This window comes from Paenibacillus riograndensis SBR5 (genome assembly GCF_000981585.1).
Classification (GTDB): Bacteria; Bacillota; Bacilli; order Paenibacillales; family Paenibacillaceae; genus Paenibacillus_AQ; species Paenibacillus_AQ riograndensis.
In genome coordinates this window covers 229,140-253,037 of the sequence record NZ_LN831776.1, presented here as the reverse complement: position 1 = coordinate 253,037, position 23,898 = coordinate 229,140, and the positions used below count along the sequence as shown (strand labels likewise).

The 23,898-nt window shown below is 43.5% G+C and carries 28 protein-coding genes, 1 other RNA gene and 1 pseudogene; 16 read left to right on the top strand and 14 right to left on the bottom strand.

The features are described 5' to 3' along the window. Positions 1 to 90 precede the first annotated feature (90 nt). The 6 genes from PRIO_RS01285 to PRIO_RS01260 all read left to right on the top strand — a co-directional run bounded on the left by PRIO_RS01285 (position 91) and on the right by PRIO_RS01260 (position 7,261). Positions 91 to 2,421, top strand: coding sequence for an AraC family transcriptional regulator (locus PRIO_RS01285; protein WP_081487097.1), 2,331 nt, complete (start codon positions 91 to 93; stop codon positions 2,419 to 2,421). A gap of 159 nt (positions 2,422 to 2,580) precedes the next feature. Further along, positions 2,581 to 2,886, top strand: coding sequence for a hypothetical protein (locus PRIO_RS01280; protein WP_020426476.1), 306 nt, complete (start codon positions 2,581 to 2,583; stop codon positions 2,884 to 2,886). A gap of 494 nt (positions 2,887 to 3,380) precedes the next feature. Beyond that, positions 3,381 to 3,776 (top strand): VOC family protein, encoded by a 396-nt coding sequence (locus PRIO_RS01275; RefSeq protein WP_020426475.1) that lies wholly within the window; start codon positions 3,381 to 3,383, stop codon positions 3,774 to 3,776. Positions 3,777 to 3,911: 135 nt separating this feature from the next. Then, positions 3,912 to 6,356, top strand: coding sequence for a TOTE conflict system archaeo-eukaryotic primase domain-containing protein (locus PRIO_RS01270; protein WP_020426474.1), 2,445 nt, complete (start codon positions 3,912 to 3,914; stop codon positions 6,354 to 6,356). A 105-nt stretch (positions 6,357 to 6,461) separates the two neighbouring features. Further along, positions 6,462 to 6,653 (top strand): hypothetical protein, encoded by a 192-nt coding sequence (locus PRIO_RS35305; protein WP_141639048.1) that lies wholly within the window; start codon positions 6,462 to 6,464, stop codon positions 6,651 to 6,653. A 191-nt stretch (positions 6,654 to 6,844) separates the two neighbouring features. Then, positions 6,845 to 7,261, top strand: coding sequence for a VOC family protein (locus PRIO_RS01260; protein WP_020426472.1), 417 nt, complete (start codon positions 6,845 to 6,847; stop codon positions 7,259 to 7,261). Between the two features lie 18 nt (positions 7,262 to 7,279). On the opposite strand, the gene PRIO_RS37395 is transcribed toward PRIO_RS01260, so the two are convergent. From PRIO_RS37395 to PRIO_RS01250, 3 genes are all read right to left on the bottom strand, one after another. After that, positions 7,280 to 7,438 (bottom strand): SRPBCC family protein, encoded by a 159-nt coding sequence (locus PRIO_RS37395; RefSeq protein ID WP_197545488.1) that lies wholly within the window; start codon positions 7,436 to 7,438, stop codon positions 7,280 to 7,282. A 125-nt stretch (positions 7,439 to 7,563) separates the two neighbouring features. Continuing rightward, positions 7,564 to 7,821, bottom strand: coding sequence for a hypothetical protein (locus tag PRIO_RS01255; protein ID WP_020426471.1), 258 nt, complete (start codon positions 7,819 to 7,821; stop codon positions 7,564 to 7,566). Positions 7,822 to 7,877: 56 nt separating this feature from the next. After that, on the bottom strand, positions 7,878 to 8,249 hold the full coding sequence (locus PRIO_RS01250) for a DUF6809 family protein (protein WP_167345569.1): 372 nt from the start codon (positions 8,247 to 8,249) through the stop codon (positions 7,878 to 7,880). A gap of 207 nt (positions 8,250 to 8,456) precedes the next feature. On the opposite strand from PRIO_RS01250, the gene PRIO_RS01245 reads away from it, so the two are divergent. Further along, positions 8,457 to 8,639 carry a hypothetical protein gene (locus PRIO_RS01245; RefSeq protein ID WP_046500889.1) on the top strand — a complete coding sequence of 61 codons (183 nt, stop codon included), beginning with the start codon at positions 8,457 to 8,459 and terminating at the stop codon, positions 8,637 to 8,639. A 277-nt stretch (positions 8,640 to 8,916) separates the two neighbouring features. Here PRIO_RS01245 and PRIO_RS01240 read toward each other — a convergent pair whose 3' ends face one another. Together PRIO_RS01240 and PRIO_RS01235 are read right to left on the bottom strand one after the other, a co-directional pair. Next, positions 8,917 to 9,489 carry an ATPase gene (locus PRIO_RS01240; protein ID WP_020430877.1) on the bottom strand — a complete coding sequence of 191 codons (573 nt, stop codon included), beginning with the start codon at positions 9,487 to 9,489 and terminating at the stop codon, positions 8,917 to 8,919. Beyond that, positions 9,482 to 9,679, bottom strand: coding sequence for a hypothetical protein (locus PRIO_RS01235; protein WP_020430878.1), 198 nt, complete (start codon positions 9,677 to 9,679; stop codon positions 9,482 to 9,484). The genes PRIO_RS01240 and PRIO_RS01235 overlap by 8 nt, the downstream gene beginning before the upstream one ends. A 366-nt stretch (positions 9,680 to 10,045) precedes the next feature. Here PRIO_RS01235 and PRIO_RS01230 point away from each other — a divergent pair, with 366 nt between their 5' ends. From PRIO_RS01230 to PRIO_RS36495, 3 genes are all read left to right on the top strand, one after another. Further along, a complete protein-coding gene (locus PRIO_RS01230; protein ID WP_167345568.1) occupies positions 10,046 to 10,930 on the top strand; it encodes a hypothetical protein in 885 nt (294 codons plus the stop codon). A gap of 14 nt (positions 10,931 to 10,944) precedes the next feature. Beyond that, positions 10,945 to 11,988, top strand: coding sequence for a hypothetical protein (locus tag PRIO_RS01225; RefSeq protein ID WP_046500884.1), 1,044 nt, complete (start codon positions 10,945 to 10,947; stop codon positions 11,986 to 11,988). Between the two features lie 639 nt (positions 11,989 to 12,627). Beyond that, positions 12,628 to 13,212 (top strand): hypothetical protein, encoded by a 585-nt coding sequence (locus PRIO_RS36495; RefSeq protein WP_020425754.1) that lies wholly within the window; start codon positions 12,628 to 12,630, stop codon positions 13,210 to 13,212. A gap of 200 nt (positions 13,213 to 13,412) precedes the next feature. On the opposite strand, the gene ssrA is transcribed toward PRIO_RS36495, so the two are convergent. Together ssrA and PRIO_RS37575 are read right to left on the bottom strand one after the other, a co-directional pair. Next, positions 13,413 to 13,719, bottom strand: a transfer-messenger RNA (tmRNA) gene (gene ssrA / locus PRIO_RS34320). A gap of 714 nt (positions 13,720 to 14,433) precedes the next feature. After that, positions 14,434 to 14,795 (bottom strand): annotated as a pseudogene (locus tag PRIO_RS37575) (PD-(D/E)XK nuclease family transposase); the annotation flags it as partial. A 97-nt stretch (positions 14,796 to 14,892) separates the two neighbouring features. On the opposite strand from PRIO_RS37575, the gene PRIO_RS01205 reads away from it, so the two are divergent. Together PRIO_RS01205 and PRIO_RS01200 are read left to right on the top strand one after the other, a co-directional pair. Continuing rightward, on the top strand, positions 14,893 to 15,459 hold the full coding sequence (locus tag PRIO_RS01205) for a TetR/AcrR family transcriptional regulator (RefSeq protein WP_020425756.1): 567 nt from the start codon (positions 14,893 to 14,895) through the stop codon (positions 15,457 to 15,459). A 61-nt stretch (positions 15,460 to 15,520) separates the two neighbouring features. Then, positions 15,521 to 17,356, top strand: coding sequence for an alpha/beta fold hydrolase (locus tag PRIO_RS01200; RefSeq protein ID WP_020425757.1), 1,836 nt, complete (start codon positions 15,521 to 15,523; stop codon positions 17,354 to 17,356). Between the two features lie 478 nt (positions 17,357 to 17,834). Here the strand turns inward: PRIO_RS01200 and PRIO_RS01195 are convergent, their stop codons facing one another. Beyond that, the gene (locus PRIO_RS01195; RefSeq protein ID WP_020425758.1) at positions 17,835 to 18,041 is read right to left on the bottom strand and encodes a hypothetical protein; all 207 of its coding nucleotides are present in this window, start codon (positions 18,039 to 18,041) and stop codon (positions 17,835 to 17,837) included. A gap of 170 nt (positions 18,042 to 18,211) precedes the next feature. Here PRIO_RS01195 and PRIO_RS01190 point away from each other — a divergent pair, with 170 nt between their 5' ends. Then, positions 18,212 to 18,427: a helix-turn-helix domain-containing protein gene (locus PRIO_RS01190; RefSeq protein ID WP_020425759.1), complete on the top strand. Its 216-nt coding sequence runs from the start codon at positions 18,212 to 18,214 to the stop codon at positions 18,425 to 18,427. 107 nt (positions 18,428 to 18,534) lie between these two features. Here PRIO_RS01190 and PRIO_RS01185 read toward each other — a convergent pair whose 3' ends face one another. Then, a complete protein-coding gene (locus PRIO_RS01185; protein ID WP_020425760.1) occupies positions 18,535 to 18,753 on the bottom strand; it encodes a helix-turn-helix domain-containing protein in 219 nt (72 codons plus the stop codon). 449 nt (positions 18,754 to 19,202) lie between these two features. On the opposite strand from PRIO_RS01185, the gene PRIO_RS01180 reads away from it, so the two are divergent. The 3 genes from PRIO_RS01180 to PRIO_RS01170 all read left to right on the top strand — a co-directional run bounded on the left by PRIO_RS01180 (position 19,203) and on the right by PRIO_RS01170 (position 20,544). Then, a complete protein-coding gene (locus PRIO_RS01180; protein WP_020425763.1) occupies positions 19,203 to 19,436 on the top strand; it encodes a DUF7667 family protein in 234 nt (77 codons plus the stop codon). Next, positions 19,433 to 19,669 carry a hypothetical protein gene (locus PRIO_RS01175; RefSeq protein WP_020425764.1) on the top strand — a complete coding sequence of 79 codons (237 nt, stop codon included), beginning with the start codon at positions 19,433 to 19,435 and terminating at the stop codon, positions 19,667 to 19,669. The genes PRIO_RS01180 and PRIO_RS01175 overlap by 4 nt, the downstream gene beginning before the upstream one ends. A gap of 134 nt (positions 19,670 to 19,803) precedes the next feature. After that, complete coding sequence (locus PRIO_RS01170) at positions 19,804 to 20,544, top strand: stalk domain-containing protein (RefSeq protein ID WP_020425765.1); 741 nt, start codon at positions 19,804 to 19,806, stop codon at positions 20,542 to 20,544. Between the two features lie 62 nt (positions 20,545 to 20,606). Here the strand turns inward: PRIO_RS01170 and PRIO_RS01165 are convergent, their stop codons facing one another. From PRIO_RS01165 to PRIO_RS01145, 5 genes are read right to left on the bottom strand one after another with little or no spacing between them, the layout of a single operon-like run. Continuing rightward, positions 20,607 to 21,461 carry a M15 family metallopeptidase gene (locus tag PRIO_RS01165; RefSeq protein ID WP_052741401.1) on the bottom strand — a complete coding sequence of 285 codons (855 nt, stop codon included), beginning with the start codon at positions 21,459 to 21,461 and terminating at the stop codon, positions 20,607 to 20,609. Further along, the gene (locus PRIO_RS01160) at positions 21,461 to 21,694 is read right to left on the bottom strand and encodes a hypothetical protein (protein WP_020425752.1); all 234 of its coding nucleotides are present in this window, start codon (positions 21,692 to 21,694) and stop codon (positions 21,461 to 21,463) included. Before PRIO_RS01160 ends, PRIO_RS01165 begins: the two co-directional genes overlap by 1 nt. Further along, the gene (locus PRIO_RS01155) at positions 21,694 to 22,080 is read right to left on the bottom strand and encodes a hypothetical protein (protein ID WP_020425751.1); all 387 of its coding nucleotides are present in this window, start codon (positions 22,078 to 22,080) and stop codon (positions 21,694 to 21,696) included. Before PRIO_RS01155 ends, PRIO_RS01160 begins: the two co-directional genes overlap by 1 nt. A gap of 7 nt (positions 22,081 to 22,087) precedes the next feature. Next, positions 22,088 to 23,533: a hypothetical protein gene (locus PRIO_RS01150; RefSeq protein WP_020425750.1), complete on the bottom strand. Its 1,446-nt coding sequence runs from the start codon at positions 23,531 to 23,533 to the stop codon at positions 22,088 to 22,090. Positions 23,534 to 23,544: 11 nt separating this feature from the next. Further along, positions 23,545 to 23,892 carry a hypothetical protein gene (locus PRIO_RS01145; protein WP_020425749.1) on the bottom strand — a complete coding sequence of 116 codons (348 nt, stop codon included), beginning with the start codon at positions 23,890 to 23,892 and terminating at the stop codon, positions 23,545 to 23,547. Positions 23,893 to 23,898 lie beyond the last annotated feature (6 nt).

Below are 23,898 nucleotides of genomic sequence, written 5' to 3'. Positions count from 1 at the left end.
AAACGATTCTGAAGACGGAAATGCCCGGTATGCTATAATTAATCTACATTTTATGAGCTCGACAGTTATGATTACGGAGGTTCCAGACCAATGAAATTCAGACATCCACTCCTCGCATCGCTGAAGAGGCATCCTACTTATATGAAGCTCATTTTTTATTTTGTCAGTGCAAACGTTCTGGTGCTGGGCATATCTTTTGCGCTGCTCTATTGGCAGTCTTCCAAAACGCTTCTGGAAGAGATCGGCGATCATTCCGAATCCCTGCTGGTGAACAGCGCCCAAAACACGGCGCGACTGATGGAATGGGCGCTGGAATTCAGCTTCTCCTCCAGCAATGACAGCACCCTTAAGGTATATGCCCTTTCGGATCAATACAGCGATTTTGAAACGTTCGAGGTGTGGAGCCGGCTTATGGACATTAAGAACGCCAATCCGGCTATCGATTCGGTATACCTCATCAACGATTACACGAATACGGTAGTCGATTCCAGACTTGGATTAAATGATGCGGAAGCTTTCTACGATCAGGACATTATTAAGCGCTTACGGAATCCAGTTACAGCGAACCACAGCGTTCTCATTCCAAGAACCTTGTCCCTCCCTCTTACCGGGAATAAGCCCAAAGAGGTGACGACCATCATCAGATTTTACGAAAAGGGCAGTTCCATCTCCGCTTTCGTTATGAATGTAGATACTGATAATCTCATGACCCTGCTTCAGAATAATTCGAATTATGCCAACAGGTCGGTTACGGTTCTGAATGACCGGGATGAGACGGTGTATAGCAGTACTCCTTTGAATCAGGAACAAATTGCGGAGCTCAGAAACCACGGGAGTAAGGGAGCAAGCGGATGGAAGCTCTTTCAGCCCCGGACTCAGGGAGAACAGCTAATGGTTTACGCAAGCGCCTCCATCAAAGGAATCCAGGATTGGACCTTTATCGAAACGATACCGAAGTCTGTCATTTTGGGAAAAATCACTGTTCTTCGCAACACAAGCCTGTTCTTGTTCTTCGCCCTGTTCGTAGCATCCTTAACCGTTATCGTTCTGATTTCCAAACGGGTGTACTCGCCTATTCAAGAACTGATTAGCCGAGTGATGCGGCAGCATCAAGCTGAAAAGCCCGGTCTAGGATATAGCACAAATGAACTTGACTACTTATCCAATGTGTTTATAGACCAACGTAATCAGATTAATGAACTGACCGAGCAATGGCGGCTTAATAAATTTTTGGGCAGAGAGAGGTTTTTACGGGATTTTCTGGGGGAGACCTACCATTCAGCAGAGGAAATAGGTTCTCAATTTCTAGAATGGGGAATCGATCTGCCCAAAGATCAGCTGTCGGTGGCCATCTTCCGGATTGACCACTTCTCGGAATTTTCGGAGACCTACCCGGAGAAGGACCGGCGTCTGCTCCGATTTGCGATGTCCAATATTATCCAAGAGTCGCTGCAATCGTCCAAGCACAAGCTGCAAACGGTGGACATGGGGGACGATCACGTGGCAGTTGTCTTATCCGCTCCATTGTCCGAAGAATATGCGAAGAAGCTGCAGGTATCCCAACAGTTAATAGAACAGTATTTGTCAGTGGGAACAACTGCCGCTTGGGGCAGGATACTGCCCAGCCTGACCGACATGCATGAGATATATATGGAGACGTATGAACTGACGCAGGAGCGGTTCCGGTTCGGACACAGAGCGCTCATCGTGAAAGCATGGCTGCCCGACGCGCCCGGAGAACTGTATCATCTGCCAGTGAACAAAGAGCGGCAGATCGCTCAGGCTCTTCCCAAGGGGAATGCGGATACGGTTCTGGAAGTTATACGCTCAGCCGTAGGCAAGCTGCGAGGCATGCCCTATTTTGAATGTAAAATGTCGTTGATTACCTTGTTTATGGATATACGCCGGCTCATGCAAGAGCACTCCGGCCAGCCGCTGCCCAGTTCATGGGGGCTGACTTCCATCGAGAAACAGATCACTCAGCAGGAGACGATGGAAAACGTGGTGCCATGGATAGAAGCATTGGTAACCAAGACGCTCGAAGACATTGTGGCTGCCCGCAGTCTGTCCAAAAACGTGGCCCTGATCGAGCAGGCGGACCGGTTCATTGAAGAACAATTAACCGATCCGAACCTGTCCGCAAAAATGCTGGCCGATCATTTGGGATTGTCCGTAAATTATTTCCGCAGTTTGTATAAAGCGGAGACAAACCAGTCCATTACGGACAAGATATCGGAGAAGCGCCTAAATTTCATATGTCAGGAGTTACTTGCCTCCGACTCGCCGATTGAGCCCATCGTTCAAAATTCCGGATTTTCGTCGCTGAACACGTTTTATTCCATCTTCAAAAAGATGTATGGAATGACACCGGCCCAATACCGGAAGAAGCATAGAAATGGCGATACTATGGAGAATATATAGATAATCTGATGCTCTAGTTTGGAGCGACCTGTCATGATATGGTCTATGAATTTGTTAGTGAGATCAAGCTGCTGGAAAGGAAGGATTCCCCATCGTCACTTCCATATAGGCTTCTGCATAGAATGGAGAAAACGCATGAATCAAAAGGAGGTAACGACCATGAGCTTGCAACAGCAGGGACAACAGGAACAAACACTGTTTCGAATGGATCCAACTACTAGGCAGAACTTAAAATCCATTCAAGATCATGTAGCCAATATAGCCAAAACCCATGGTAATTCACTTGTTCGAGTGGAGACGGTAGATGGTGATGTTTTTGAAGGACTACTTATCCTCTGCGAAAGAGGAATTCTATACTTAAGACTACCAAACCATATGACTGGTCGAGGTTTCTTTCCTGGTTTTCAAAGTGATGTTGTTTTACCCCTGGTGCTGTTCAATTTGCTCGCCATTTCATTAATATAGGCCTCCTCAAGCCTAATCCTCTAATTAAGGAGTGAAATCTTATGGCATTTATGCCGCCTCAAGGACCACAAGGAACAGTGCAGCCACCGTCCTCCCCTCCTCCACAATTCACACCAGCACAACCCGCTGCTACAGCGTTCGCCATCGACCCCGGAGCTATTTCCGGTTGTTTATTCCGTAACACATTTGTGTGGCTGAGAAATGGGGACGCGTTCTGGTTATTCCCAACTTTTGTAGGGCGTACATCCGTTGCAGGTTTTAGATGGACCGGCCGGATATGGGTGTTTACTGGAGTCGATCTCAGAAGCATTGTGTCATTTACATGTTTTTAAAAAAGAAAATAGTGACCCAGCACCTTACCGGTGCTGGGCTGGTGCTTGAAGCACTAACCCATTACTCGGTGTCTTTTAATTTTGATTAAATTTTATATATTTAGCGAAAAAGGAAAGTATAATAAAGGCATGATATTGGAAGTCAAAACACAGGAGGAGATCATGGGCCGATTAGTTCATTTCGAAATTCATGTAGATGATATGGAACGTGCTAAGAAGTTTTATGGTGAGGTATTCGGATGGACCTTTGAGGATTGGAGTGAATATGCTGGAATGCCCTATTTCGGAGCTACTACGGGAGATGCGGGTGAACTCGGCATCAATGGGGCTTTGATGCAGCGCCGGGGTGCGTCTCCAGAACCCGGACAAGCTATGAATGGTTATGCTTGTACTATGGGCGTGGAGGATTACGACTCTACTGAAGCAATAATTTTGAAACTTGGCGGCAAGCTCGCATTGCCGAAGTATGCATTACCTGGGATGGCGTGGCAGGGCTATTACCTGGACACCGAAGGGAATACATTCGGTATTCATCAGCCAGATAAGCATGCTAAATGAGGTTCCACTATCGTGTAGATCAAAGCCCAACCTCTCGGTTGGGCTTTTCAGATATGGAGCTAACCTGATGCCCGTCGTAAAACGGTCCGTTTTTTTACTGGTATAATAAAAAAAACAAATCACGAGGGCTTATCAATGGATAATATTGAAGATAAATATAGTGCAGCTCTGACGCAGATTAAAGAACTTAAGCAGGAAATCGCCCGGTTAAGAAGTCTGCTGGGGCTTGTAGATGATGACAATATAACAAGTACGAATGAGCAAATAACTTCTTATTTCACCTCTCCGGCAAAAGTACGCAAAGAACCAACTGTAGGAGAAACCAATGTTCACCAATACTCCACCGTAGGGGACAAGCTTGCCCTTTATAGAAGTTATTTTCGTGGCAGAGATGATGTATATCCGATTCGCTGGAGCAATAAGCAGGGAAAATCCGGATACTCGCCCGCCTGTTCCAATGAGTGGACTTCCGTTTGTGAGAAACCCCGAGTGAAATGCTCCGTTTGCAAACACCAGAGCTTCATGCCTCTTACAAGTGAAGTGCTGTCCGCCCACTTAGATGCAAGGCAGGACCGAACGATTGGTATATATCCCATGCTGCCGGATGAGACCTGCTGGTTTTTGGCCATGGATTTTGACAAGCATGATTGGAAGCAGGACGTTGCCGCTGTGATGCAGCTATGTAAAAGTCATGAAATCCCCGCGCTCTTAGAGCGCTCGCGTTCCGGCAATGGGGGGCACATCTGGATTTTCTTCCGTCAAAATATTGAGGCAGCGATCGCCAGAAGATTTGGAATGACTTTGCTGAGTTTAGCTATGAACAAAAGATATCAGATCGGCATGGAATCCTATGACCGCCTGTTTCCCAATCAGGATACGCTGCCCAAAGGCGGATTTGGCAACCTTATTGCTCTACCGCTTCAAGGCGGGCCGCGTAAACAGGGAAACAGCGTCTTTGTTGATGAACGCTTTGAGCCCTATGCTGACCAATGGGGTATATTATCCGAACTTGGCAGGATGGGCGAAGACGAGGTAAAGCAATTTATATACAAGCACGGGGAGCGCGGGCTTTTTAATAATGACGCCCTGATAGCAGCATCTGGCGATGAGGGGATCGGACTAGCAGAGGTACGGGAGAGCTGCGTTCAGGATGAGCCGGTGTTGATGGAAGCTTTGCCTGCTGAAATACAGATTCTATACTCAGACCGTCTGTATATCCTCAAGTCTGGACTTCCCTCAAGTGCGATTCATGCTCTGATCAAATTGGCGTCGTTCTCCAATCCCGATTTTTACAAAGCACAAGCGATGCGGCTCTCCACCTATGGTAAACCCCGGGTGATCTCATGCGCAGAGGATCTAGAGAGTTACATAGTTCTTCCAAGAGGATGCTTGCCGGAATTGTTATCCTTTTTCGAGCATAATCATGTGAAAGTATCCCTTGACGATCGGCGTTCCTCAGGAACTCCAATAGAAGCAGAATTCACCGGCACACTGACCACTCTTCAGGATACAGCAGCCAGAGCGATCCTTAACCGGGATATGGGCGTTCTCTCGGCGGCAACCGCATTCGGTAAAACCGTCGTAGCCGCCAGCATCATCGCTTCAAGAAAAACAAACACCCTTATTCTGGTGCACCGCCGGGAGCTTATGGAACAATGGCAGGAACGTTTGCAGACTTTTCTCGAAGTTCCTAAACATTCTATCGGTATGATCGGCGGCGGCAAAAACAAACGGACCGGCATTATCGACATTGCTGTCATTCAGAGCCTCAACTATAAAGGGAATGTTAAACCCTTCGTAAGTGAATACGGCCAAGTCATTGTGGATGAATGCCATCACGTATCAGCCTACAGCTTCGAACAGGTTCTGCGGGAAGTCAAAGCAAGATATGTATTTGGCCTAACTGCCACCCCTAAACGCCAGGACGGACAAGAAGCAATCGTACGATTCCAGCTTGGACCGGTGCTAATGAAGATAGACGCCAAAACCTTAAGCAGTTCCAGAGGATTTTCATTAAGAGTTGTGCCCCGGTATACCCATTTTCAAATCAAGCCGGAAGAAAAAGTGTCCGGTATTCAGGACATCTATCAGCTGCTTGTAGATAACGAAGAACGCAACACCCTTATTTTTGACGATTTGCTTACCTGCCTGGATGAAGGCCGCTCTCCGCTGCTGCTGGTTGAACGTACCGCCCATGCTGAATATTTTGCAAAGAGATTGCAGGCATTTGCCAAGAATGTGATTGTACTTAGCGGCAGAATGGGGAAAAAACAGAGAGAGGCCCTACGCGCCCAAATCGCTTCTATTCCAGACGATCAAGAACGTGTAGTTATCGCTACCGGCAAGCTGATCGGCGAAGGCTTCGACGATGCCAGACTGGACACCTTATTCCTTGTCCATCCTATCTCATGGTCAGGCACCTTGCAGCAATATGCAGGCCGTCTGCACCGAAGTCACGCGAATAAAGAAGAAGTAAAAATATATGATTATATCGACCTTCAGGTCCCTATGTTAATGGCGATGTTCAGGAAGAGAGTGAAGGGTTACCGGAAGATGGGGTATAAGGGGGCGGAGTTGTAGGAGCCACATTAGAATACTTCGCTTATTTGATTGGAGTAGGCGGGGATGAAAAGAGTGCAGCGTTTTATTTTGATGCAGAAAGAAATGTTGTAGGTGTGCCCTTTCTTGATCGCAAAGTCATCCACGCCAAGCACCAATCCGGTCATCGTTTTGGCTGCTGCCCAAGCTTTGGCTTGCATCTGCTCGCTAATCTGTGGAACGGCTTCCGCAGATCGGGCAGCTTTGAAGATGGGCGACGGAAGTGGCGTCGATATGAAGTTCATTGTGATCGACAAACAGAATCTGGCTTACGTGTAACTCTGGTATGTTGAGAAGTTCGTTGATATACTGGGTTTGCATTCGCTTACTCCTTTTGTTGTGGTTGGGGAATTACAACAATACAGGAGTGTCAGGAATCAAGTAGACCTATGGATTCCCGGATCGGCTTTCGTCTAAATAAACGAAGGCATCAATGACAACAAACCAATCTGACGATGAGGTGTTTAAAAATGGCATTAATGTCCACATTCACGAGCTTCAATCTGCCTGTAAACAACGTAGAACAATCTAAGGCGTTCTTCACCGGACTCGGATTCGAGCTCAACCCGCAATTCCCCGATAATGAGAAGTCGGTAGCCATCGTGATCGGCGACAACCTGCAGGTCATGCTGCTCACCAAAGAACTTTTAAAGTCGCTCACGCAGAAGGAAACCGTTGATACGGAAAAGTATGCGCAAATGACGATCGCATTGGCCTTCGAGAGCCGAGAAAAAGTGAATGAAATCGTGAATACTGCTGTCTCCTTGGGCGGGAAATCGTACGAAGAACCTGAGGATTATGGATTCATGTATCATTGGGCCTTCGAGGACTTGGACGGCCATATGTGGGCAATCAACTACATGAACACGGATGCAGCTCAAGGTTAAGGATAACGGAGAGCGCACTCATACTTGGATTAACAATGGAAGACGCCGGGCACCTTCCCCGGCGTCTTCTTCGCGATGATTAGTTTTGTTCGGTACAGGCTTTGAAATATTGTCCATAATCGCTTGCCAGCCTGCTTGCTGGAACTCGACGGGGTTGGAGCTTTCCGCGTCGAACATTTCAATGACCTTCGTCTCATTCCCTTGATCGACGAAAGTAATGCCTCGGTATCAAATTTATTTCCTGATAATGAAAATATTTATTTGTATCAAGGTTATCAGTCAATAAGAGGAAAATGTTATATTCATCTTGGACCTCTAATCCCCACATACCGTTCTCGCGCTACAACCTCAGGACGGGAGGTGTGAAAGAAACAATACTCTCTGTGAGGGTCTTCCTGGTGCAGTTCACTATACCGCTTCAATGCTTTGGTAGAGTCCTCATAGGAGTCGATCACGGACATCTCTTCAATAAAACGCTGGCCTTCCTTAGAATAGGCATTAGTCGCCTCAAGAACGACCCATTCATTCGGAAACCTCTCCTGAACTTCATCCCATCGCATCTTGGACACCTCCGGTTGAATAATTACTATTATTATAGCATGTCGGGTGCTAAATTCTAAACCAGAGTCTGACCTCCGCCCGATCTTTGGAGCTCTTTTATAAAGCGGTATCCTTCCAAAAATCCAATCACAAAAGCTTCCTCTTCTTCAAGACCCTGTTCTGTGCTCATAGCCTCCTCCATTAATCCGTACAATTCACATTGAGTCTCGTTCAAGCTACTGCGTAAGCGGTCAATTGCATAAGATGACTCTTCGCTAGCTTTTCTGATATGAGGATTGTTAGAACGCATTCCCCATATTTCAAGATGTCTTCTAGCAGCTACCTCGCTCAATATTTCTCTCATTCCATCAAGATAGGCATTTTCTAGTGCTGTATATTCAGACAACGTTTCTCTTTTCTTCGGAAAATGCTTTCCCACTGTGTCCATCCTTACCATTGATATACGACAAGCTCCCATTCCTATTCCCCCTTTCAAATCTACAATACTAGTGTTCCCTGTTTACTAGATTTAAAACAACGAACAGTGACAGATCAGCTAATAATTATACATAACAAGGTGAACAATAAAAAAGGAACAAATGTTCTTGTTTTATGTATCTATATACAGTAAAATACATTTAAAAGGAGGTGTGCTATGGCGACTTATATAGTAAATACGAATACAAAGGAAGTTCACAAAACCGCTAAAGTAGAGTCACGTTGCAGAATTGAAGAAATTAAACCATATCATAGAATTGATACTGATAATGCCCAAACTTACTTTACTCAAGGCTATAATGGCTGTAAATGGTGCTATCCAGAAAAGAATACTGGGTAAGCTATATAAATTAAATGAACCCGTATCTTGAAACCATATGGTTTGAGATTACGGGTTTATTTTCATTTTCCTTAGATTCTGAACCTTGCAAAGATGTATACACCTTTTTAGTTGAACCAGATTAGTCTTGCACTAAATAGCCACATAACGAAAAAAGACACCAGATAAGGTGTCTTCTACTTTACTCCATATGGAGCCGAGGGGAGTCGAACCCCTGTCCGAAGATAACGGCACATAAGTTTCTACGAGTGTAGTTACAGTTTTGATGTCAAATTGACTAATATCCAGAGACAATCGCTGCAGACCAGGCAGGTACATTCTCCACACAATAAACCATGTTGTTATGCTTTATTTCTGCAACAATTGTAGGTTCATAAGTATTATCAATGATAATAACTTGATCTGCAATGGCCAAAGCTGGCGTTAGATTCTGTAAAGATTGACCGTACCTCCAACGGATATCTTCTTCAGCAATCCAATGACCCCCCTGCTCCACACGTGAGGCAACACGATCTATATGCATTTGCACATCCTGAAGCCCAATATAATACATAACAATCTCATAACCGTTTTCTTTAGCAATTTGCATATGCTTCAGCACAAATGTACCTGACAACGTCGTTTCGATAGCAAAAGGTTGAGCTTGTTTAATGAGCGAGCGAATTCTTCTCACTGCTTCTCTTCCGGCAGAGAGGTCGGCACCTCTCGGGTTATCCGGCTTTAGTTCCCGGGCTATTTGATCAGGATCAACCAATTCACCTAACCAGCTCTTCATCTGCATGCTGAGCGTACTTTTTCCAGCCCCGTTAGTGCCGGCAAATACCGTCATTACGGGTCTTGTCTCAATCATGGTAGGCAAACTCTTGTCTCTTGCCGGCCGAGTCATAAACAATTTCGAACTTATTGCCTTCCGCATCCTCACGAACCCTTTTGTTGTTCTTTATATAGTAAATGGATGCTCCCGACTCTTTGGCTTGCTTACGTGCATATTGATTAGCCTTTTTGAGTATTTCTTGGAGTTGCTTGCGATCCACAGTCATTAGGACTAACCTCCGATTCGAATTTGGCTTTATTATAACATACCAAAAAGCCACCAACCAGAATACTGGTTAATGGCTTCTTTACTTACTCCATATGGAGCCGAGGGGAGTTGAACCCCTGTCCGAAGATAACGGCACATAAGCTTCTACGAGTGTAGTCACGGATTTGATGTCACCCTAGAAGCCCCCCGTAAAATGGAGCTTCTTTGGGCTAGCTAAATATCATTATATTTACAGTTTTTCTGTTACATTAGTGTTATAATTTATAATTAAACTATGCTTTCTAAGCCTTTATTATCTGGAATTTAACATTTAAAAATAAGGATTGAATAAAAGATGCAAAGATACTTATTAACTCCACCATTTTTGACTATAAATGAAGAAAACAATTTTTCCGATATTTGGGAATCTTTCTGTCTAAAATTACTTAAATTAAATTATAGAACTGATGAAATTGAGAGACGGCGGCCTCCTGAGCAGGGGATTGACCTGTACTACAAGAAAAACAAAACAGCTTTTCAATGTAAAAGTACATTAAAAGGAAGCAAATTCAACATTACAAATGCTTGTTCTTCTTTACGAGGTGCCATTCAATTAAAAAACATACTTCCTTGGTCAAATTATATAATCTGCTCTAACGAAAACTTAACAGGCGATCAGTTCACAAAACTCCAGTCCATTCATCCTGATATAGATATATATGGAAAAGATTATTGGATTGGTTTGTGTCAAAGATTTCCTGAACAAGTTAAAGCAAACTTTCGAGTATTATGCGAAATACCCGAAAACAGAATTTATTATGACTATCTATTGCAAATAAACGGGGAATTAGATGCTATTCAAGAAAAATTAAAGGGCAAACCAATCAATGTGTTATTTTATTATCACGGGCATGATCGAATATACAATTTGAAAATATCTAAAGAATTAAACGTTTCCATGTTGTTATTATTAGTCAGACGACTATTTAAACTTCACGAGATTACAAAGGAACATAAGGGAACTGTACAAATAAAACCTTATTTTTTAATTAACAATAATAGATTTGATGAAAAAACAGAACACGATTTAACAATGGAAGAGTTGGGATTAATAGATGGAAGTTGTATAACCTTGGGTTTAGATTTTCTTTTTCAAGGTAATCAGATTACTAGAAGTATAATGTATTTAAACAAAGATTTAAGTCCGCAGCTTCCCGATCAAAAAAGCATCATTAAAAATGTTTTTGTACGGTTCGATTCAACAATTTAGAAGGAGCTAATTGGATGGACTTCATGTTTGGCATCACAGAATTTTCAATTTTTAACGTTAGTACATCTCCCGAACACACTGGGTTCCAATATTTTAAAAACTATGCTATCAACTTAGTTGAGGAAATTAATAATGATCTGTCTTTAGAAAAAAAGTATCCATTTAGTTTCAATTTCCAAACATTATTTTTCTTTGATGGCGAAGCTTTCCACAAAGATGAAACTGATTATATTTCTATAAATGATGGCGTCGTATTTTCTACATTTGAAGTTTTTTATGAAATGCTTTGTCATTGTTCAGTATTACCTTATCTCCCTCCTAATGAGCTTATCTTTAATACTAATCTATACTATCATTTTGATAATGAACAATACGACTATACAATTAAGTATCCCTTTAATAAAGAAAGGAGGATAATAGCCGAGTATATGGCTATGTTTGCAATAAAGTTTATTATACTTCATGAAATTGGCCACCATTATAATGGACATATAATGTATCTTAATTCTTCAAATCACAAAACAAATGCATTAAATCATGAAAATTCATGTGTGAGCCTCTTAGATTTGCAGACTTTAGAAATGGATGCCGATGCTTTTGCCATTTCTAGATTAATATATGAGATATTAGTTTTACTTTCTGAAGATAACCGTATATGCCAGATTCTTAAGAGTATCGATGATATATTCACTTTATTTGTTATTTCCATACATACTTTATTTTTAATTTTCAAAAAGGAGGGGCAGGGGACTACTAATAGTCACTTTTCTCCTTACCTCCCTTCTTTTATAAGGAGTGCAATTAATATAGATTGTGCAAAGACTAACATTTTCTTCAAAGCGCAAGGAATCATTACCTCCGAAAAATTCTTGGAAATAGCAAAAAAATCTGTTTGTGATGCTGAGGAATACTTTTACTCTTTATATGGCATTAGTCATATCGATGATGCAAAAGATTTACTAGAGAGAGATACCTCACCTCAAATAAATATATTTAATAATTGGTCTGTATTGAGGAAAAAATTAGAGCCTTTTGCTCGTCTAAGACTTGCGGATTGATTTAGTTTTTTTCCAACTAATACACATTATTAGATAAGTTCATTATTAATAAGAACAGAATTAAGCACTAAAAGACACCCCTAAGGGTGTCTTTTAGGTATTCCTTATGGAGCCGAGGGGAGTCAAACCCCTGTCTGAAGATAACGGCACATAAGCCTCTACGAGTGTAGTTACAGTTTTGATGTCACCCTAGAAGCCCCCCGTAAAGGGGTATAAGTTGGTTCAGCCTGATCATCCAGACGGAGACCAAGTTTAGTACCCTACCCCTTTGCAGGTTGGATAAAGAGCGTGTCGAAGAGATTGTCGCAATTCTCCCTACACTGGTATTAGAAGGTGTCTGGAGAATACATCTCCACCATATAGCATGTATCCAAACGTTTATAGGTCTACTGGATCAGTTTAGTACCCAATGTTCAACTATTAAATACTCTCGACAGCAAGTTCATCTCCAAGTTGTTTATTCACAGAGATACAAAAAAACTCTACCTCACCCTGCGTTCAGCTTATGGAAACCAAAAATATATTTGAAAAGACTCTCGTATCAATTGGTTATAAATCCGTTTAGTATGCTTTAATACAGTACCTCCCTCCGCATTTTGGTATAGTTGGGTTAATAGCTTGTCAGCGGGGGGAGAACCTATGGATGAAGTCGTTCAGGTCATATATTCGCCAAGCGAAATATATAAGGTAGAAATCATTAAGCGTAACCGAGATGGCCTATTTACCTTTCTAATCTATAAGTGGATTGAGCATGATCCTGATGTAAAGGAAATCATGAATGAAGAGGGATTCTGGGGTCCTCTTTTCAGTCAGAAATCCTTATCAGATACTGCTGAACGGGCTATCCAAACAGCTATAGAGGCTCTGCAGAATGTATCAAGTGAGGATATCATTCTCACCGCAGAGAAGGAAGTACGCATGCATTCAACACTCAAAGAGCCATGGCACATACTAGAGGATCAATTTAAAGGAATGCTGGAGAAGGAGTTGGAAAGCGAACTGAGCGCAATGCATCGTTTGTTTCAAAAAGATCTAACAGCATTTGCTCGAAGTTATGCATCCGATGATGTATTATTCCATGAAATCAGCACAGGTCAATATTACCTTGTGCATCTGACTTGGAATCAGAACAAAAATGAGAGATTCCCGTCGTTCAGTGTCTTTTCCTCGTTTGATGATTTTATTAAATACTGCGAAGATACCTTTCAGTTCATTGAAGATTGATTAAAGCTTAGAGGATGATCACCCTGCAAACTCCAGAAGAAATTGAGCTATTAACCTTGTTGGGGTCGGAGCCAGAACTATTGTAACTGACTTTGGAATAAGATGAACTCATCCAGAACTTACAGCCAACCTCTATGAATAGAGAACAAAACAAAAAGACACCCATCAAGATGTCTTTCGCTGTTACTCCATATGGAGCCGAGGGGAGTCGAACCCCTGTCCGAAGATAACGCACATAAGTTTCTACGAGTGTAGTCACAGTTTTGATGTCACCCGAGTATCGCCCCGTAACCGGCTATAGGGTCAGCCTGATTATCTTCTTCTGCTGACCCCAGGCGGAGATCAGACAGCGTATCCCACTACTTGTTAGCCCCTATCCCTGTCACATGGGCGATGCAGGGTAGAAGCACGCACACAGGTTATTAAGCTGCGAAAGCGTAGTTGTTTTGTTGTTTGCCGTGTGTACGAGTCTTACCTGACGATGATTGACTCATGGATGTTATCCCCTCATAAGTAAGATAGATTATGCTTTGTTAAGCTTTTGAAGATGTCTCTGCAACTGTTGAGCGAAGTACTTTTCAAAGTAACGCCGCATATAGTACGTTGCATGTTCATCATCCAACTTCCAGCACCGGATAAAGTACGTGTACAGCACAGTGCCAGCCATACGAATGTGGCTGTTCATGACTAGTTGTCGCATCAGCACGGTTATGTCTTCAGGTAATCCTCACTTTTGGACCATTGTTATCCCCCCCCTTTTTGCCAAATGCTCGCTTGCCATTTTCGGCAAATGAGCTCATTCATGATTAATTATTGAGACACTATAGAAAAGTATGCTTCTGGTAAACCAAGATTCTAATCCATTGTTCACTTCGATAAATAGTTCTTAGTAGAACCCTTTTTTTAAATATCCAGGATAACGCAGTAAGTTTACATATTTTCAAAATACACATCCGCTATTTTAAGCAGGTATATTTTTTTAAAAAAACAGCACAAAAATATTTTATTTTAATTTTTGGAATCCTATAATAGCAAGCAATAACTGGTACAGGTCTACAATCGCATGGACATTCTTGTGTACTACGGAGTATTAAACGGTAATATACTCGCAGCAGTCCTCGAACACACTGCCTTCGGAGAGTTGCTATAAACGAAGCAAGGACCTGGGTGAGCCCTCCAGAATCCTTGTTTTCAATATGATCGGCTTAAAGAATAGGAATGTTACAACTTTATAGACTGGATTTCATCCTCACTAAGCCCGGTAGCCTTAGCTACAGCCGCATGATCCATCCCCATAGCTAACAAATTCCGTGCAACTTCTATTTTCCCTTTTTTTATACCCGCCATTTCCGCACTACCCAGCATGGACGCTTCATCGCCTTTTCTAATCCTGGTTCATTCATCTTCAGCACCTCCCAGTGTGATGTATCGGCACCTTTTAGAAACAACAGCCAATTGATGAGTCCGCCTTCAGACGAAACACTACGTTCATCCAGCTTCGGCAGCTCCAGGAAATGCACCTCAATGTCATCAATTAAGGATATCCCTGTACGGTTTTCCCGTAGATCAAATACGTTATGATATTAATCAAGAGTGGATCGTAAATGATCGAATTTATCTTCTTACTTGCAATGTTCGAATTAGTACTGTATAGTTCTAGTCATGACAAAGGTAAAATTAATGAATCAAAAACGTGTGATTGAAGTAGCGGCAACATTATTTTTAGAAAAGGGATTTGCTTATACAAGCATGGATGAATTAGTACGTGTAAGCAAAGTATCAAAATCTAATGTGTATTATCACTTCGCTGATAAGGAAGAATTGTTAGCAGGGGTCGTTGATTATTGGATTGAAACGTATGAGCGTGCAATGGATCAAATCCTTTCTCAGAACCAATTATCAGTTGAAGATCGTGTCCAGATGTTTCTAAAGCATTTATCGCAGGGAGTTCAGTCCAGAGAGTATAAGGGTAGCTGTCCATTTATTACGCTTTATATTCAAACTCCGGCACAAGCTACGCACATCAAAGAAAAAATAGGTCTCTTTTTCACAGGATTACAAATGAAAATCTCTCTATTACTACAACAAGGAGCAGAAAAAGGCGAGTTTAGAGATACGATTCATATTGACGAGGTAGCGGCACTTTTTATAACGAATCTTGAAGGAGCACTGTTTCTTGCAGAGACATTGAAGGATGCAACGGTGATCACGAAAACAGCCAGCCACTTTTTCAACTTGCTTCGATAAGAGAAGCATTTTTTTTACACAAAATTAGTACCATTCAGTACTAAAAAGGAGAGCGGATGTAGTGAGAACAATATTTTTAACAGGTGGAACAGGCTTTATTGGGAGGCAACTTGTGGAGGAGCTTCTTAAAGAGGAGGTTATGATTTTTCTTTTAGTGCGGTCAAAAAGTAAAGCAACACATGTTTTTCAGGAAAATGGTATTTTCAACGAGTCAGCCATGCACTTTATTGAAGGTGATTTGACGAAAACAGATTTAGGTTTAAGCGAGGAAGATAAGGAGAGGGTACTGAACACAGATGTTATTATTCACGCAGGCGGACAAATGGATATTCAAGCGACAACGCAAGAGGCAACCTCTGTATTTTTAAACGGTGCCAAGCATATCAGTGAACTCGCTAAACGTATCCATCAATTGAAGGGTTTGCAGCAATTCATTCATGTCGTTGGATATATGAGCCCCTTTGATGATCATAATAGCAAGGTTGCGATTGATGTGTTTAAAGAAGGGCACGACTATTTGAAAATAAAAAACCCTTATGAAAAAACCAAATTTTTAGCAGATCTGTATATTCGCCAGCAGGCATCCGCAATCGGCTATCCGCTGTCTGTGATTAATCCGCCAACCGTAGTCGGCAGCAGTACAACAGGGAGTACGGAGCAGATAGCAGGCTTAGGCTTGCTTGTGGAGAGTATGCGAAGAGGGCTGATGCCAGTTATTCCTGGAGGCAAGGGGTATAAATTACCACTTATTTCAAACGATGAGCTAGCGAAGTTTATTGTTCAGGTTGTTAAGCTGGAGACATCGTCTATTCAAACCTATACACTTGTTCCAGACAAACCGCTTGATCCGGATATATCTGAATTATTAGGCGTTATGTCAGAAAGTATGAATATGGCAGCACCTAAAATCTCTGTGCCCCTTCGCTTCATGAAGGCACTTATGAAAAGCGGGCTAAGTAAAATCACACAAATTCCATCGGATGGACTGAACTTTATTACAAATAGAAAGTTTTCAAATGATTTACCGAAAAAAATCATGGGGGAAGATTGGTTTAATAAGACGAGTGTTATGAATTTTTTCCCGGCCGTAGTAGCAGATTTGGATTATCGCTTGATGTACCCAAAAGTCCAGCATAATCATGCATTTGAACGAACCTTAATCGGAAACACTGTGATTTATCAAATACAAGGAGAGGGTAGGCCATTTATTTTATTCCACGGTTTGTTGAGTGATGGAGAGGATTTATTTCCTTTAGGACTAGAGCTTCATGAAAAAACGGGTCGACCCGTATGGATTCCGGATCTTCCAGGTTTAGGACGGTCCCCTTTTAAGCGGGAGACACCTCTTCTGGATCTCTATTTGAATGTAGTGAATGATTTATTAGGAAAAGCTACTCATGGCGCACATTGGATCGGCCATTCCTTCGGAGCGGTTATTCTGCTGGAAGCGTTAGGGCGAGAGTATATAGATACGAAGAATACTATTACTTTACTTCAGCCGCCTGTTGCGAAAAAAAATTCTAAATCGTTTAATGCTCCTCCATTTATGAACAAATGGGCATTGAAGTTAGCAACAGCTAATTCATTAGAACGTTATTTAATTGGTAATGGTCTGTTTGAAAATACGGAGAGCATTCCGAAACATTATATTGCAAAAATACGCAGCAGCTTTACTTCGCCTAGAATTTTAAATACAACTCTTCAGCTCAACCGGGTTCTATCGAAAGACTATCAGGGTGATTTCACCAAAGTACCAGGGTATAATCTTCATATTATTTGGGGAGATCAAGATAGACGCTATTCTGCTCCATTACATCTTGGTAAGGTTGATGTTGTTCCATATGGTCATCATTTTCCTCTTAACCATCCAAGGGAAACAGCTTCCTATATACTATGAAATATTATGATATTTAGAGGAGTGGTCTAGTATGCTCATTTCAGTACAACATATTCGGCACAAATGTCGAAGAGTTACTGTTGGAATAAGTCTATTTAAGTAAAAGTAATGCGAAGCAGCGAGCAAGTGAATACCTGTGTAACCCCGCAATTGAGCTGACGGAAAACGATAAATTTAAAACAGTGGTAGTCTGGGACTTCTTTTCTCCTCCTGGGCTGCCGCTTTTTTTATTATTGAGTCAGTCTATTACTGATCTAAGCCCCTGATACCGCGGCATAGCAAGCTCTTTAACTATCACGTATAGTCCAAAACAGCCACAGAAATGAAAAAAGACACCCGACAAGGTGTCTTCTACTTTACTCCATATGGAGCCGAAGTTACACTGTTGAAAACCCTGCAAGCTACATATAGAAGATAAAAGAGCCGCCCAGGTCATTCCTGTGGCGGTCCTTTAATGTTTTGCTCAAATGTCGGTTAATCATGACTTAATCCGTGTCTTAAGATCATCAACTATTCCGCTAGACAGAGTGTTTTCAAATTCTACGATATTGATCAACAACTCCTTCAATTCAGCTCCCAAATCTTTTCCTTCATATAAGTTCTGATCCACCTTCCACGCGATAAACATGCAGGCGGATTTTATATCTGCCGCCTGAGATAGATCCCCCAAATCAATGGCTCGCATCTATCGGCACCTCCGTTGTTATGAATTATGTATTAGGATTATATCATAGATTTACAAACAGGAACATGAGTTCGCTATTTCTAAACATTTTACCATATATGATTATTGGTATTCTTAACGTAATATGGTATAATTCGCTCGAAACCGACCTCTAAAAAGGAGGACCGTGAGTGAAGCTCTCCCGAGGGAGATGCCGACTAAGATACCTATTAGCCAGAGCCAAAATGACGCAAGCCGAATTATCACGTAGGGCTGAATATTCTCCAAAGCAAATCTCCAATTGGGTTAACGATAGGGAGATGATGTCTTATGACGCTGCCGCCACAGTAGCCCACGTTCTAGGGTGTCAAATGGAGGACTTATATGAGCTAATGTTATTGCCTTGAGCCGGTCGGCTCTCTCCCGGGATTTTGTATAGACATAGCTATACATTGTGAAACCTTTTTGTCGAAATCTACATACTTTTCCTGAGCAGCAAAAGAGCCGTCCAGGATCACTCCTGTGGCGGCTCTTCTACATACTCAATCAATTCTGAAATGTCTTTCAGTCCTAAAGCAATCATAATCTTATTGAGATTTTCGGGGGACCATGCTTTTGATTTGTTATCAGCCATATCTGAGATAGTGGGGTACCGTATTCCTGTCATTTTAGATAGTTGGTTTGCATTGAGCCTTTTTTCATAAAGTAGCTTGTCCAGTTTGAGTCTTAACATATGCTCACCTCGACTATAATATACCTGATTTCCGTAAAAAATTCAACGAACCTCGAATAATTATATACGATAATCGTTGACATATATACGAATATCGTATATAATTATAGATGTAGAGAGGAGGTGAACATATTGGATAAATCGAGACACGAAAGGCGGAAAGAGGAACGAGCTGAAACAGTCAAGACGGTGACGGCAATCATCGGCTTGATAAACTCAATCCTCACCCTCATCTACTTGCTGAGTAGGTAAGTTATCCCGAAACCTTGGCCCCGAAAGGGGCTAAGGCGTAGGGGGATGAAATACAAGGGCCGCCTTTCCTCTCAATTATAACATAACGATAAGGAGCGATGAAACGTGACCGTTAAACAAAAAATCACCTCGGTTATGACCTATGCCGCCCTGATAATAAGCGTTGCGAACATTATTATACTGCTGGTGAAGTGGTGATGCTGCCCGTACACGTAATACTTGCGGAGCTGTACCACGCCCAACCGTGGACCATGGAACAGTTGGTGGAGCTGCAGCAGTGTCTGGCCGTCAACGCCCGGTACTGCTGGGACACCCTTAAGCTGCGACAGCTCTCCAACATGGCGGCAGCCACAGAAGATGCCGCTTGGCTCAGTGAGCTGCACATCCGTGAAGAATCCCTTCGGCTGACCGGGAGGGCACCAACCTTATGAAGTGGGAAGAGTTGAAGCCGGAGCTGCCCGTGCGGATCGCGCCTGGCCACGAAAGCGGGTTTGGCGGTCGGACAGGAAAGGTTGTTACTGTCGGAACGTTTGAGGGCTACAGCAAGCGTATAGGCGCACTGGTGGACATCGGGGAGCCGTTGCTGCTGATTGTGGAGCCGGAAGCATTGGAGGAAGCATCAGAAGATCCGTTGCCCCCTGGGTGGGGAGAGTTTGAGGTTTAATACTTTAACCCCTGCCAACATAACTATGGTGGGGGATTTTTTTAGAGTGTACTATTATATGTAAAATAATATAGTAAATATTACCTATATTTGATAAACTATCTCCATCAAAACAATATGGAGGTACGATACATATGAAAAAAAAGAAATTGATTACCGCTGCTATTGCCAGCTTTGTCCTTGTCTCTTCATTTACCGCCGGAGCCTATGCAGCTACAAAGTTCAAGCTGATTGTAGATGGAAAGACTACGTCCGCTGATATTCAAGAGATTAAAGGCGCTCCTTACGTAGCACTGAAAGATGTTGGAAATCTATTAGGAGCAACTGTGAAGTATGACAGCAAAACCAAAACAGCCACTATTACCAGCAAAGGAAGCGCAACAACTGCCCCTTCTACGAATGACACAGGGCAGTCAAGCCGTACAAAGCCGGCAGCTATTGGATCTACTCAATCATTTACAGTCGATAGCGCTCTGAAAAAGTATACCGGTCAAGTTTCAATCACTCAAATCATACGCGGGGATGAAGCATGGAAAATGATCAGTGAAGCGAATTCGCTTAACAGCCCGGCAAAAGATGGCTATGAATATATTTTGGCAAAAGCGAATGTTAAGATTATTTCCAATAAAAAAAGTACGGATGCAGCGGTAGACGTTTGGAATGGAGATTTTAAGCTTGTTTCCAGTTCCGGAACCGATTACGACTATTTAATGTCAATAGTTCTCCCTGAACCCAATATAGACGCAAAGGTATATGCGGGTTCGTCCAAAGAGGGGTGGGTAGCATTTCAGGTCAAGAAGGATGATCCTTCACCGGTCATAAGTTTTGCTAGAAAGTATGACGGTTCTGGTGGTGTCTGGTTCAAAACAAACTAAAAAAAAGCCCTGCCGACTATTTTGGTCAGCAGGGCTTTTCATAATCCCAAACGCTTGGGATTTTATTTATCTCCTTTCAAGCGGGCCAAGCCCAACCGGTATAATACTGTAAAAATCCGCGCCTCTGTTTTTGTTGCCTTGTCCGGCGTATCAATGACCGGCTGACCGTTAATAACAGACGGCGTATCATGTAGCGCCTGAATGGCCTCCAAGGACCACTTTGGCGGAGTGGTATCTGTCAGCTCTAGGATTGCGGTACCCAACTCCTTGATCTCCCCTGCCTGCTGCAGGGCTTGCTCCTTAAGCACATCCTTGCTTTTGGTCAGACCCTCCACTGCCTGTGCCAGCTCCTTGACTTGCGCTTCCAGCTCTGCGATTTTACTCATATCCTCCGCTGCCTCCCCTTGTAATTTATCAATGACGGCATATGCCGCTTTTATCTGTGCTGCTGTTGGCTCCTTACCCGCCCGCAGCTGCGCCGTCGAAAGACCGAACACCATTTGAAAGTGTGGGAGGTCCTTAAAATTGGTCCAATCCCCGCCCCATTCAAAGCCCAGTGCCTTAGCCTCTTGCACAACCTCCGACCAATCCGCCACCTTATCACCGTCACCGTCCCGCGTCGTGTCCCAGGAGACACTAGACCCGTTCGGCAGCAGCAGCGCAAAATCTATAGCCAGACCATAATTGTGATAACTGGTCCCGCCTTTGGCATTAGTAACGATTTGGCCTGGCTTCGTGCGACCCTGCGCGTACAGCGCGTCTTGCTCCGCAATGGTCCGCAGGCCTTGGGTAATCACTATATTGACTTCCCGGGCATAACAGCGCTCAATGAGTGCCGTTGCAGCAGCTTTGACGACCGGCTGCAGGCCATCCAAGCGCTTTGCGGACTTAGCCTTTACTTGCTCTAAAGTCAGCATTATTTGCCCTCCTTTTTTTTGGCCAACTGGTATGTGCCCGTAGCCGATAGGCCTACGATAGAAATCTCTATGATTTTTTCCCGGATGGACGTCGGCACCAAAACAAAGACGGCTGCAATCCCTACAGCCGCCAGATTTACCCACTTAACTTTTAAACCCAGCCCTTTTGCTACACCGACATATGCCGCTACAAGAGTAGCTAGGGCCAGAGTCTCATCACTCAGCAAATCCATTACACATCACTCCTTTGCTTGTGGATTTCGCTAATACGTAAATGAGCTTGCTTTGCCGACTCCTCAACTCGCGTTACTCGCTCGGCCAGTACATCCGTCCGCTGCCCTTGCATCCGAACATCAGCCCGGATATCATCTACACCGCGCTTGATGTACTCAACGTCTGTACGCAGTGCAGCCCCGTTCCCGGCTTCCTGAGCAACGTCCTTTTTAAAGGCAGATGTTCGGGTTACCCATCCAAGTACAACTCCGCTTACTGCTGCAACTATTGCTGTAATCGTTGTAAGCTCCACATGATCCACCCCTATAAATAAGTAGCCCCCAGGCAGCAAAACACAATCTGAGGGCAAAATAAAAACGCCTGCTAAGGCGTATGGCTTTAACATAAGATATTTAGTTGTAAGCTACTTTTCCTCTTACAAATACAGTGCTATACCCTGCAGAGACAACAGATATCACTCTATATATTAGGCTGATTCTATTGTCTAAGTTAAATGGTTTCGCGAAAGTACCATTCATGCCAATGTCACTGTTACCCTGCCAACCACCGTGTGATTCTGGTGCCCCTGAAACTTCGCCGTCAGTTGTAATCTGCCTATTAACTCGGTCAATAAATAGACCAGATGAATCCTGCCAGTTAGAACCCTCTCCGCCCCAGCTATTTTCTGACAGAAGTAATTCTTGACCGTGTATATCCCTAAGAAGTAACTGAACTCTACCATTAAAACCGGATACAGAGCTTAATCGAGTAGAAACAATTCCAGCAAGTGAGACATTGGTCCATCCTGCAGGTATGCTAAAAATCTCAACGGTGGTCCCACTATCAAAACCCTGTACAAAGTTTATGGCAAAAGCCCCGCCAAAGTATTCCCGCATATTTCCCGTCATATCACCGATAACGACCCCCGCACGAACATTATTGGGGACAAGGCCCGGCACGGGGTAAGTCACCCAAGAATCTCCATTAAACCATCCGGCCGGCGGTCGAATGAAGAATCTGTCTCCTGACCATACAGTTACTGCGGTGCCTGGCATATGGTGGTTACGTGCTGAGTTATTAGCTATTCCGCCAGGAGTACCGAATATATCTCCGCCCTCAAGAATGTAATTTGATCTAAGCCAGCCATCAGCAGCTTGAAGTTGTGCTGTTGACACTCTTAATTCCCCTTCGCCCGAACCGCCTTTACGGTACCCCTTGCGCGGGTATACTGCCAAATCACCGTTACCCCATTTACCAGCTCCGAGCGCTGGGTCATTGTTTGACGTGATGTTTGGCATTGTCCCCGTAAACTCCCCGTTATCGTTTGTGAAATTGTAGGGCTCTAGAACATGCGCGGGCTGGGCCGTACCATTTCCCCCCGCGCTATCTGCCAAAAAATCCGGCCCTACTTTACGAAAAGAGTAAGGCTTACCTGCCAGCAGCCTGCCCGCAGGATAAGGGTTGCCCCTTTGATCTTTTAGAGGTACTGCACCCAGCCCGTCAACGTTTAATGTTGGGTTTGCTAGGTTGGTGTTTTGAGGAACCATCGTTACCCAAAAACCCTCATAGTACCCTGTGGGCTTTGGGGACAGCGACATTGTATAATCTTTATTACCTACGGCAGGGCCGAAACCCGGCTGCCGAATGTAGTTGAGATTTACCTGGTTAATCGACGCTTCAAGCCCCAAAACCCCGTTCTCAAGGTTATTCAGGTTCGCAGCATTCAACGGTGTTCCTGCCGCCAGTATCGTACCCTCTGCGGGCACCAGCGTAACAGTGCCATCAGGGTTATTTTCTAGTGTATAGGTCCGGGGCGTCTCGACCTCTCGATCTTCCCAGGTTGTACGATTATAAGCCACAACGTTCCCTCCTATCCATGATAATGCTGCCACAGCAGCAAAAGATTAAGTTCCCACCTATTGGCATCGGCATACCCAAATGGCTGCTCCGGCGTCCACGGCAGATCTCTGCCTACCCATCCCACCGGTGTGTATGGCTGCCTTAATTTATCTAAGTTGCTTTCGATACGTTTAAAATCGTCTTCGAAGGGCACCCACCATTCATTTCTTGTTGTCACGCCGGGCGTTATAGTTACTGCCACACCCTTCTCCTGCATGATAGAGACCATTTCCTTGATGTTGTTTTCAACCCGATCCATGTCACCATAGGCGTAATAGTCATTTGGTAGCCAGTCAACTTTGGGTGTGATCCACGCCATAGGGCC

Excerpts from the sequence above, each read along its gene's own strand:
- PRIO_RS01250 (WP_167345569.1), bottom strand. The coding sequence starts at position 8,249 with ATGGACACAGTGGGAAAGCATTTTCCGAAGAAAAGAGAAACGTTGTCT.
- PRIO_RS01160 (WP_020425752.1), bottom strand. The coding sequence starts at position 21,694 with ATGGATTTGCTGAGTGATGAGACTCTGGCCCTAGCTACTCTTGTAGCG.
- PRIO_RS01270 (WP_020426474.1), top strand. The coding sequence starts at position 3,912 with ATGGATAATATTGAAGATAAATATAGTGCAGCTCTGACGCAGATTAAA.
- PRIO_RS01275 (WP_020426475.1), top strand. The coding sequence starts at position 3,381 with ATGGGCCGATTAGTTCATTTCGAAATTCATGTAGATGATATGGAACGT.
- PRIO_RS01260 (WP_020426472.1), top strand. The coding sequence starts at position 6,845 with ATGGCATTAATGTCCACATTCACGAGCTTCAATCTGCCTGTAAACAAC.
- PRIO_RS01175 (WP_020425764.1), top strand. The coding sequence starts at position 19,433 with ATGAAGTGGGAAGAGTTGAAGCCGGAGCTGCCCGTGCGGATCGCGCCT.
- PRIO_RS01155 (WP_020425751.1), bottom strand. The coding sequence starts at position 22,080 with ATGTTAAAGCCATACGCCTTAGCAGGCGTTTTTATTTTGCCCTCAGAT.
- PRIO_RS01285 (WP_081487097.1), top strand. The coding sequence starts at position 91 with ATGAAATTCAGACATCCACTCCTCGCATCGCTGAAGAGGCATCCTACT.
- PRIO_RS01235 (WP_020430878.1), bottom strand. The coding sequence starts at position 9,679 with ATGACTGTGGATCGCAAGCAACTCCAAGAAATACTCAAAAAGGCTAAT.
- PRIO_RS36495 (WP_020425754.1), top strand. The coding sequence starts at position 12,628 with ATGGATGAAGTCGTTCAGGTCATATATTCGCCAAGCGAAATATATAAG.
- PRIO_RS01240 (WP_020430877.1), bottom strand. The coding sequence starts at position 9,489 with ATGATTGAGACAAGACCCGTAATGACGGTATTTGCCGGCACTAACGGG.
- PRIO_RS01195 (WP_020425758.1), bottom strand. The coding sequence starts at position 18,041 with ATGCGAGCCATTGATTTGGGGGATCTATCTCAGGCGGCAGATATAAAA.
- PRIO_RS01180 (WP_020425763.1), top strand. The coding sequence starts at position 19,203 with ATGCTGCCCGTACACGTAATACTTGCGGAGCTGTACCACGCCCAACCG.
- PRIO_RS37395 (WP_197545488.1), bottom strand. The coding sequence starts at position 7,438 with ATGTTCGACGCGGAAAGCTCCAACCCCGTCGAGTTCCAGCAAGCAGGC.
- PRIO_RS01225 (WP_046500884.1), top strand. The coding sequence starts at position 10,945 with ATGGACTTCATGTTTGGCATCACAGAATTTTCAATTTTTAACGTTAGT.
- PRIO_RS01280 (WP_020426476.1), top strand. The coding sequence starts at position 2,581 with ATGAGCTTGCAACAGCAGGGACAACAGGAACAAACACTGTTTCGAATG.
- PRIO_RS01185 (WP_020425760.1), bottom strand. The coding sequence starts at position 18,753 with ATGTTAAGACTCAAACTGGACAAGCTACTTTATGAAAAAAGGCTCAAT.
- PRIO_RS01205 (WP_020425756.1), top strand. The coding sequence starts at position 14,893 with ATGAATCAAAAACGTGTGATTGAAGTAGCGGCAACATTATTTTTAGAA.
- PRIO_RS01245 (WP_046500889.1), top strand. The coding sequence starts at position 8,457 with ATGGCGACTTATATAGTAAATACGAATACAAAGGAAGTTCACAAAACC.
- PRIO_RS01255 (WP_020426471.1), bottom strand. The coding sequence starts at position 7,821 with ATGCGATGGGATGAAGTTCAGGAGAGGTTTCCGAATGAATGGGTCGTT.
- PRIO_RS01145 (WP_020425749.1), bottom strand. The coding sequence starts at position 23,892 with ATGGCGTGGATCACACCCAAAGTTGACTGGCTACCAAATGACTATTAC.
- PRIO_RS01170 (WP_020425765.1), top strand. The coding sequence starts at position 19,804 with ATGAAAAAAAAGAAATTGATTACCGCTGCTATTGCCAGCTTTGTCCTT.
- PRIO_RS01165 (WP_052741401.1), bottom strand. The coding sequence starts at position 21,461 with ATGCTGACTTTAGAGCAAGTAAAGGCTAAGTCCGCAAAGCGCTTGGAT.